Source organism: Devosia sp., assembly GCF_034675085.1.
Classification (GTDB): Bacteria; Pseudomonadota; Alphaproteobacteria; order Rhizobiales; family Devosiaceae; genus Devosia.
The window spans coordinates 1-6,677 of sequence record NZ_JAUCDN010000191.1; the positions used below are offsets into that span (position 1 = coordinate 1).

At 64.5% G+C, this 6,677-nt stretch carries 7 protein-coding genes; 4 read left to right on the forward strand and 3 right to left on the reverse strand.

From position 1 onward, the window contains the following. Positions 1-822: aldose epimerase family protein (locus tag VDP82_RS12220; RefSeq protein ID WP_323015125.1), on the forward strand; the 822-nt coding region annotated here is incomplete at its 5' end. A gap of 16 nt (positions 823-838) precedes the next feature. Beyond that, on the forward strand, positions 839-1,534 hold the full coding sequence (locus VDP82_RS12225; RefSeq protein WP_323015126.1) for a YafY family protein: 696 nt from the start codon (positions 839-841) through the stop codon (positions 1,532-1,534). A gap of 3 nt (positions 1,535-1,537) precedes the next feature. On the opposite strand, the gene VDP82_RS12230 is transcribed toward VDP82_RS12225, so the two are convergent. Beyond that, on the reverse strand, positions 1,538-2,947 hold the full coding sequence (locus VDP82_RS12230; protein WP_323015127.1) for a helix-turn-helix domain-containing protein: 1,410 nt from the start codon (positions 2,945-2,947) through the stop codon (positions 1,538-1,540). 146 nt (positions 2,948-3,093) lie between these two features. On the opposite strand from VDP82_RS12230, the gene VDP82_RS12235 reads away from it, so the two are divergent. Beyond that, on the forward strand, positions 3,094-3,321 hold the full coding sequence (locus VDP82_RS12235; RefSeq protein WP_323015128.1) for a hypothetical protein: 228 nt from the start codon (positions 3,094-3,096) through the stop codon (positions 3,319-3,321). 82 nt (positions 3,322-3,403) lie between these two features. Further along, entirely contained in the window at positions 3,404-4,687 is a 1,284-nt protein-coding gene (gene aceA / locus VDP82_RS12240) for an isocitrate lyase (protein ID WP_323015129.1), read from the forward strand. A gap of 32 nt (positions 4,688-4,719) precedes the next feature. Here the strand turns inward: aceA and VDP82_RS12245 are convergent, their stop codons facing one another. Then, the gene (locus VDP82_RS12245) at positions 4,720-5,337 is read right to left on the reverse strand and encodes a DUF1294 domain-containing protein (protein ID WP_323015130.1); all 618 of its coding nucleotides are present in this window, start codon (positions 5,335-5,337) and stop codon (positions 4,720-4,722) included. A 120-nt stretch (positions 5,338-5,457) separates the two neighbouring features. Further along, a partial coding sequence (locus tag VDP82_RS12250) for a YifB family Mg chelatase-like AAA ATPase (protein ID WP_323015131.1) occupies positions 5,458-6,677 on the reverse strand: 1,220 nt, incomplete at its 5' end.

A 6,677-nucleotide genomic window follows, 5' to 3' on the forward strand; every position in this document is an offset into this window, starting at 1 on the left:
GCCCATAGCCCCCATTTCGGCTCGCTGGCCGGGCGCGTCGCCAACCGCATCAAGAATGCCTCCTTCGATCTCAATGGCAAGACCTATCGCCTGCCCCCCAATGCCGGCGCGTTGCAATTGCATGGCGGGGAGGAGGGCCTGGGACGCCAGGTCTGGGAAGGCCACGTCAATTCGGCCGCCAACAGCGTCGCCTTCACTCATTTCAGCCCCGACGGGGCCATGGGCTATCCGGGCAATCTCAACCTCACCGCTGTCTATACGCTCACCGGCAACAGGCTGCGGCTCGACCTCAGCGCCACCACCGACCAGCCGACCCCGATCAGCCTGGTACAGCACCAATATTTCAATCTGGGCACCTCCGACACAGTGCTGGACCACAAGGTCCAGCTCGAATCGAGCGCCTATACCGAGCTGGGCGCCGACCTTGCGCCCACCGGCGCCATCCTGCCCTCGGCCGGCACCCTCTACGATCTGCGCCGATCGCGAATCATGCGCGACGCGGGGGGAGCCCCGGTCGACTACGATATCGGCATGGTGCTCGATAGCGGGCGCGACCCGGCCAAGCCCATCGCCACGGTCACCGGCCCCGATAGCGCGCTGACACTGCGGCTGTGGTCGGACCGGCCGGGCCTCCAGTTCTATAACGGGGTATGGACCGACGTCCCCGTGCCGGGCCTGGACGGCAAGCGCTATGGCAAGCATGCCGGCTTCTGCCTGGAAGACCAGGCTTTCGCCGATGCGGTGCACAATCCGCATTTCCCCAATGTCATCCATTCCCCGGATCGCCCCTACCATCATTGGTGCGAATTCGAGATCGCCTGAGGCCAAGGCGCCCGGCATGAACAAGACCGCGCGCCTTTTCGCCGTCATGGACGCCTTGCGCCGCCACCGCCGCCCGATCACGGCGGCGGTGCTGGCCGAGGAACAGGGCGTTTCGGTGCGCACGCTCTACCGTGACATCCAGACCCTGATCGGGCTGGGCGCGCCCATCGATGGCGAGGCTGGAGTGGGCTACATGCTCAAGCCCGGCTTTTTCCTGCCCCCACTGATGTTCACGCCCGACGAGCTCGAAGCGCTGGTGCTGGGCGCGCGCTGGGTCGGGGCGCAACCCGATGACGGGCTGGGGCTTGCAGCCAGCAATGCCCTGGCCAAGATCGCCATGGCCTCGCCCGACGATCTGCGTGACCGCATCAACGATACCGGCCTGTGGCCCGTCGCGGTTTGGAGCCCCAAGGCGCTGATGCCCATATTGGGCGAGGTCCGCCAGGCCATGCGCAGCGAAAAAGCGTTGCGGATCAGCTATGCCGACGAGAGTGGCAATGCCACCGAGCGTACCATCTGGCCGGTGCAGCTGGCCTATTACGAGGGCAAGCAGGTCATTGCTGCCTGGTGTTGCCTGCGCGAAGCCTTCCGCCATTTTCGCACCGACCGCATCACCGCCCTGGCCCTGACCGATGAACGCTATGGCCGGCGCCGCGCCGCCCTGGAAAAAGCCTGGCGCGAAAGCTGGCCCGAGGACCGCCGGGCGCGCTGACCCTCAGGCCATGCGCGCATAAAGGCTTTCGGGGCGAATATTTTCATCGAAGCGAAAACGATGGTCGGCGGGCGGATGGGCGCGCTGGCCGCATTCAAGCCGGGGGCAGATACGGCAGCCCACCCCGATCGGCACGACCTGGCTTTCCCCCGTCAAATCCATGCCGTCGGAATAGATCATCTCGCGAGCGTGGTGAATGGCGCAGCCCAGACCGATCGACATATAGCGGCGCGGCGCATTGTAGCGATGATCGCCCTTGAGCACGGTGCGGGCGATACAGAAATATTTCTGGCCGTCGGGCATCTGGCTGAGCTGGACATTGATCCGCTCCGGGCTTAGAAAGGCCGAATAGATATTCCAGCGCGGGCAGGCCCCCGAATGGCGGGGAATGTGAATGCCCGAAAGGGAAAAGCGCTTGGAGATATTGCCGGCGATATCGGTGCGCACCAGATGCAGCGGAATGCCGGACGCGCCCTTTCGCTGCAAGGTGGTCATGCGGTGGCAGACCTGCTCGAAACTGGCGGAAAAGCGCCTTCCAAGACGCTCGATATCGTAACGATAATGGCGGCAGGCGCGCAGGAACGGCTCGTAGGGCATGACCAGCGCGGCGGCGAAATAGGCCGATAGCACGTTGCGCGCCAGGGCTGGCGCATCGCCTTTGGGCAGGGCCGAGGCGGCGATGACCGCGTCGATCTCGGCGCCGGCGGCAAGCTCACCCAGATGATGGGCGATCAGGAACAGCGCCGATTCGGCCGGCAGGATATCGGACACCAGCAGATGCTGGCGGCGAGGATCGCGCTGGCGGGCAATGCCGTGGGGCAGGGAGGCCAGGCGCGTCTCCACGCCGAAGACATTGAAGAGATAGGCTTTCAGGCCGTGCTCGAAACCATCCCCTGTCCGATCGATATCGGCACGGATACGCTCGGCCGCCGCCTCCAGCGAGGGAAAGTGGTTGGAGTTTTCCTGGAGAAAATCGGAGATGGCATCGGTGGCCAGATGGAACGGTTCGGCGCCACCGGGCGTCGTGGCGACGGGATGGTCGCCAGCCAGCAGGCGATAGCGATCGTAAAGGCGCAGAATGGCGCGCGCCGCCGCCGGATTGGCATGAGCGAGATCGCGAATCTCGAGATTGGTAAGGTCGCTGTCAGCGAAGATATCGTCGCCGAAGGCTTCCATCAGGTCGCCCACCAGACGCCCCTCGTCGCCATCGACCAGCTCGCCCGGCTCAACACCGAAATGGCCGGCGATGGCAAAGAGCAGCGGCACGGTGACCTTGCGCCGATTGTGCTCGATCAGATTGAGATAGCTGGCCGATATGCCCAGGGCCTGGGCCAAATCGGCCTGGGCCATATGGCGCTGGCGCCGCAGCCGCTTGATGCGCTCCCCGATCTGCATGTCCTGCGCATCGTTCATGGCAGCCCCGAACTTTACAATATTTACAAAATCGACGGCAGAACTTGACGGATGCTTTACAGGTTTACCGCCGGATTTGCGCATTATTCTTGCATATCGCCCCCATCTGTCAAATCTTTACAACACCGACAGAAGGAGACTTTCGGATGACCCCGAGCAGCAGCGAACGCGAAGAATATCTCACCATCATCGCCCCCAGTGCCGGCGCCGCCATGGCACAGTTCAAGGTGCGCGGGCTCGATGTGCAGGGCTATGCCATCGCCGGCCGCATCGGCCGCCACCAGTTTTCCTTGGTGGGGGAAGACGGCAGCACCGATCTTTTTTCCGGCCAGGGTCTGGTTGCCGCCACCTTCAGCCGCAAGGTCGCCGGCTAGAACGCCATCCCGTTTCACGTGAATCAGTCATGCCGCCCGCCTCCGCGGGACCAATCGGCCATGCCCAAAAGGAGGAGACACCATGCTCGACAAGCCGCATTTCCCCACCCCCGATTATGCGCCAGACCGCTGGCGTGACATTCGTCGCAACTATACCCAGGCCGATGTCGCCCGGCTCTCCGGCTCGCTGCCCATCCGCCACACGCTGGCCGAAAACGGCGCCCGGCGGCTGTGGCAATTGCTGCAGAGCGAGGATTTCGTGCCAACCCTGGGCACGTTCACCGGCAACCAGGCGGTGCAGCAGGTCAAGGCCGGGCTCAAGGCCATCTATCTGTCGGGTTGGCAGGTGGCGGCCGACGCCAATTCCTCGGGTAACATGTATCCCGACCAGTCGCTTTACCCGGTCGACAGCGTGCCCTCGGTGGTCCGGCGCATCAACAAGGCGTTGCAGCGCGCCGACCAGATCCAGACCATGGAGCGGGCTGACGGCCTGTCCACCGCCGATACCGACTTTTTCGTGCCCATCATCGCCGACGCCGAAGCCGGTTTCGGCGGCGCGCTCAATGCGTTTGAATTGATGAAGGCCATGATCGAGGCCGGCGCGGCGGCGGTGCATTTCGAGGACCAACTGGCCAGCGAAAAGAAATGCGGGCATCTGGGCGGCAAGGTGCTGGTGCCGACCAGCCAGTTCATTCGCACGCTCAACGCGGCGCGGCTGGCCGCCGACGTCATGGGCGTGCCCACTCTCATCATGGCACGCACCGATGCGGAGGCCGCCCGGCTCATCACTTCCGACATCGACCCTTATGATGCGCCTTTCGTCACCGGCGAGCGCACGGCCGAGGGCTTTTACCGCCTCAAAGGCGGCATAGACGCCGCCATTGCCCGCGGCATCGCCTATGCGCCCTATGCCGATCTCATCTGGTGCGAAACCTCCCGACCCGACCTGGAGGAGGCGAAAAAATTCGCCGAGGGCGTGCGCAAGATCCATCCCGGTCAGATGCTGGCCTATAATTGCTCGCCCAGTTTCAACTGGGCCAAGCATATGGACGAGGCTGCCATGGCCCGCTTCCAGCGCGAAATCGCGGCCATGGGCTATAAGTACCAGTTCATCACCCTGGCGGGCTTCCACAATCTGAGCCTCTCCACCTTCGAGCTTGCCCGCGCCTACAAGCAGGATGGCATGGCCGGCTATAGCCGGCTGCAACAGGCTGAATTCGCCGCGGAAAAGCACGGTTTCTCCGCCGTGCGGCATCAACGCGAGGTGGGTACGAGCTATTTCGACGCTATCTCTCTGGCGGTGAGCGAGGGGCGCAGCGCTACCACGGCCATGGGCGAATCGACCGAAGCCGCGCAATTCCACTGATATCTAGGCGGCGCGAGGCCTTCCCGCGCCGCCTAGAGAAACCTGCCGGCAAAGGCGAGAAGCGTCAGGCAGAGCAGGTGGGCCAGGGCAATGGCCCAGGTGGTGGCCACGAAGGCGGGCTTGACCGTCTTGTGGCGATAAACTTCCTGGGCCGCCAGCCCGCCGATAATACCGCCGCACAGATCGACCAAATGCAGATTGCTCTCGCTGACCCGATACTGGCCGGCCAGGGCATAGAGCTTGTCGAAACGATAGAGCAGGGCCGAGCCAACGCCCATGCCCACATAGACCAGACCCAGCCACAGCAGGGAACGGTCCGCTGCAATAATGAACAGGATTAGCAGCGTGAGCAGCGTGGCCACCGCCGTGCGCAGGCCCAGATGATAGCGGGAAATGCCGGAAGGGGACTGGATCGCCTGGCGCAGACTGGGCGCGGGAACAGGCGAGGAGGCGATGACGGTAACATCGCTGGCCGAGGGCCTGCCCTTGCGCCCCATGCGCGTCTCGAAGGAAAGCTGGTCGCCCAGGCGTGGCCTGGCGTCCCCGCTCACCGCCGAAATATGGACATAGTAATCCCGGCCCGACTGGTCGCGCACGAAGCCATAGCCGGATTTGTTATTCCACTGGATCAGTTCGCCCGATCTTCTCATCATTGTCCTGCTGACACGTCAGCATGACTTTTATGCGGCAGCGGTTAAGGACGCCTAAGCGCCGCCAGGGTGTCAATTGCGGATTCACGTGAAACATTTACCCACAGGCCTTTCCACAGCTCAGGCGGCGCGGAAATTGATCCGGTAGCTCAGGGCCTCGGCGATATGGGGGCGGCCCACCGCGTCTTCGCCTGCCAGATCGGCAAGGGTACGGGCCACCTTGAGCACGCGATGATAGGCGCGGGCGGAAAGATTGAAGCGTTCGGCTGCCTGCATCAACAGCGCCCGGCTTTCCCCGTCGGGGTTCACGATCTGCTCGATCAGCGCCGGACTCGCGGCGGCATTGGTGAAGATATCGGCCGCCCCGATGGCGGCGAAGCGCTGACGCTGGCGCTGGCGCGCCCGCATGACACGGCCGGCAACCGCCGCCGAACTTTCCGCCTTCGCCGCCGGCACGATCATGTCGGCAGCACTGACGGCGGGCACGTCGATGCGGATATCGATGCGGTCGAGGAAGGGGCCGGAAATGCGGGCCTGATAGTCGTCGGCACAAGCCCTGCCGCGCTTGCAGACATGGCCCGGGGTGCCGGAAAGCCCGCATTTGCAGGGATTCATCGCTGCGATCAGTTGCACGCGGCTGGGGTAGCTCACCCGCATATTGGCGCGAGCGATGACGGTTTCGCCGCTTTCCAGTGGCTGGCGCAGGCTGTCGAGAACGCTGGGGGCGAACTCGGGCAATTCATCGAGAAAGAGCACGCCATTATGGGCCAGGCTCACCTCGCCCGGCCGGGCCCGGATGCCGCCACCCACCAGCGCCGCCATGGAGGCGGAGTGATGGGGCGCACGAAACGGCCGGCGATCGGACAGTGCGCCGCCAGCCAGTTCCCCGGCAATCGACTGAATCATGGAAATATCGAGCAGCTCACGCGCTTCGAGCGGCGGCAGGATGGAGGGCAGGCGCGCCGCCAGCATGGATTTTCCCGAACCGGGCGGGCCGATCATCAGCATGTTGTGGCCGCCGGCCGCCGCCACTTCCAGCGCGCGGCGCGCCACCTCCTGACCCCGCACATCGGCCAGATCGGGCAAGGCTGTTTCGGCCGCATGGCGCGCCGGCAGCGGACGAGCCGCCAATTGGTGGCCGGAAAGGTGATTGACCAGCGCCAGCAGGCTTTCGGCGGCGATGATATCGAGTTCGTCGCCGGCCCAGGCCGCCTCGGGGCCGGAAGGCGCGGCGCAGATCAGCCCCAGATCGCGCGCCTGCGCGGCGATGGCGGCGGGCAGAACCCCGCCGACATGGGCCAGGCGCCCGTCGAGCCCAAGCTCGCCCAGCGCCATATAGC